Here is a 2,836-nt window from a genome sequence, read left to right on the forward strand (position 1 = left end):
GAAATTTTGGCCAAAGATGTATTTAGATATTACAAAGCCATTCAAACAGGCCAAGAACCTGAGATAGCGAAGTTAAGAATCCAGTACAAGGATTATTCAGCCTGGCAGTTGAGCCGGTTGAACCAGGACTCATTTAAGGTACATAAAGAATATTGGGTAGATAAACTTTCGGGAGAATTGCCATTGCTGAGCCTTCCGGGCGCCAAACAGCGGCCAAAATTCAAGACCTATAACGGACATAGGCTGGGTACTTATATTGATAAAACAACCACTGCTAAACTAAAAGGATATATCCAGAAGAACGGGGGCAGTTTATTCATGGGCTTACTTGCCTCATGGAATGTGTTAATGTACCGTTACACTTCTCAGAAGGATATTATCATAGGAACTCCGGTAGCCGGAAGAGAGCATGCCGATTTGGAAGATCAGATCGGGTTCTATGTAAACATGCTGGCTTTAAAAAATGAAGTTGATCCTGATAAAAGCTTTGATAGTTTTTATAAGGCTTTAAAAGAGGACACTTTAAAGAGCTATAGCCATCAAATGTATCCTTTTGATCGCTTGATAAAGGATTTAAACCTTCAAAGAGACACGAGCAGAAGTGCGGTCTTTGATGTGCTGCTTGATCTTCACAATCATGGAGAAAGTTCAGAAGGACCTGAATTGTCAGAAGAAGAGATAAATCAGATTGTAGATCGGGGGTATCAAACATCTAAATTTGATATTGAGGTTATCTTGCAGGAGAATGGAGACTATTTATCGCTTCAGATAAGCTTTAATACTGACGTCTATGAGAGGGCAATGGTTGAAGGGTTGATAATGCATTACAAGCAATTGTTAACCGCCCTGCTGGAAACTCCTGAAGAGAAGATCGCACAAATAGATTACCTGTCCGGGAAGGAAAAACACGAACTGTTAGTCACCTTCAACGGTACAACAGTAGCTTATCAAAAAGATAAGACGATCGTAGACTTGTTTGAAGAACAGGTGGAAAAGACGCCAGGTAACATAGCTGTAGCTTTTGCTGAAAAGGAGCTGACTTATCGCCAGGTCAATGAAAAGTCTGATCAGCTGGCAGCGTATCTGCAAAGGGAATACAACATCCAGCCAGACGATTTAGTAGGAATACAATTGAATAGAAGTGAGTGGATAATCATTTCGATACTTGGTGTATTGAAGGCAGGAGGTGCTTATGTTCCGATCGATCCTGAATACCCATCTTCAAGGAAGGAATATATTGCAAAAGATACTTCTATAGAGCTGCTGATAACTGAGGCATGTTTCATTTACGACATTGATTATTTTGATGGAAAAGTTTTTGCCATTGACCTCGAATTTGATTCAGAGAATTATAATTCAGGAGCGCTGTCTAAAACATATACACCTGCTAACCTTGCCTACGTAATCTATACGTCAGGTTCCACGGGGACTCCAAAAGGAGTAATGGTTGAGCATGCTTCCTTAACGAATTATCTTAGTTGGGGAAAGTCGAAATATTTAAATGACCCATCGTCATTGAATTTTGGATTGTTTTCATCTTTGTCATTTGATTTAACGGTGACAAGTATCTTCTTACCATTGATCAGTGGGGGATTGATAAATATTTTTGACAATACATCAGATACGCCAACACTCGTAAAAAAATACTTTGAGAGTGAAATAAGTTGTATAAAAATAACTCCTGCGCATATTAGTTTGCTTGGGCAGCTTGGGTTAAAAAGTACAAAAGTTCAGGTGGCTATAGTTGGAGGCGATAAACTTGATCATACTCATGTAGGGATACTAAGGAAACTAAATCCTTCAATTCGGATCTATAATGAATACGGACCAACTGAGTCAACCGTGGGGTGTATAATAGACGAAATTGGATTTGAAGGGGAACCTATTTTAATAGGAAAGCCGGTTGATAACACTTGTATCTATATAGTAAATGAAAAGAATATCCTTCAGGCAGTTGGAGTTTCAGGAGAGATATTGATTGGAGGAGATCAGGTAGCCAGAGGTTATTTAAACCGTTCAGACCTTACACAAGAGCGGTTCATAGCTAATCCTTTTAAAGAAGGAGGGCGTTTATACAAGACGGGGGATTTAGGACGCTGGTTAGCAGATGGCAGTATAGAGTTTATCGGCAGGAAGGACGACCAGGTAAAGATCAAAGGGTATCGGATAGAACCGGGAGAGATAGAGTATGCACTATCGGAATATGATAAGATAGATCAGGTAGTTGTATTGGCCAGAGAGAACGAAGTGGGCGAAAAGGCGCTGGTAGCCTATCTTACATCCAAAGAACAACTGAATACGAGCGCGTTAAGGGCCTATTTAGGTACAACGTTGCCAGAGTACATGTTCCCGGCCTACTTTGTTCAATTGGAAGAACTGCCATTAACACCCAATGGCAAAATAGACAAAAAGGCTTTACCTGATCCTGAAGGTTTGGGTCTGTCAGGCGGGGTAGAATACGTGGCTCCCAGAAATGAACTTGAGGAGTCGATGGTAAAGATATGGAGCGACGTGTTGCATGTAGATATAGAGAAATTAGGTGTAAAAGATGGTTTTTTTGAATTAGGTGGTGATTCGATAAAAGTCATTCGTTTGCTCGTTGTAATGGGAAAAGAAATGCACTACGAATTCTCCGTTAACGAGGTTTATAACAATGATACCATAGAAAAGCTTATTCAATATGCTAAGGAAAATAAAAACGAAATTGATTTAAAGAACGAATGGCTATCAGAAAGAGAGAGAAGTATAAGAAGTGAAATAGAACGTTTAAAGGAAAGAATTTTATCTTCCAATGGGATTTTGAACAAGGAGAATATCGAGGATATATATCCTATGA

1 protein-coding gene is annotated in these 2,836 nt (G+C 39.5%); it reads left to right on the plus strand.

Features of this window, described 5'->3' with window-relative positions; genetic code table 11:
• On the plus strand, nt 1–2,836 hold a 2,836-nt coding region (locus A4R26_RS32715), incomplete at both ends, for a non-ribosomal peptide synthetase (RefSeq protein ID WP_133054858.1).

This window comes from Niastella populi (assembly GCF_002078015.1).
GTDB lineage: Bacteria > Bacteroidota > Bacteroidia > Chitinophagales > Chitinophagaceae > Niastella > Niastella populi.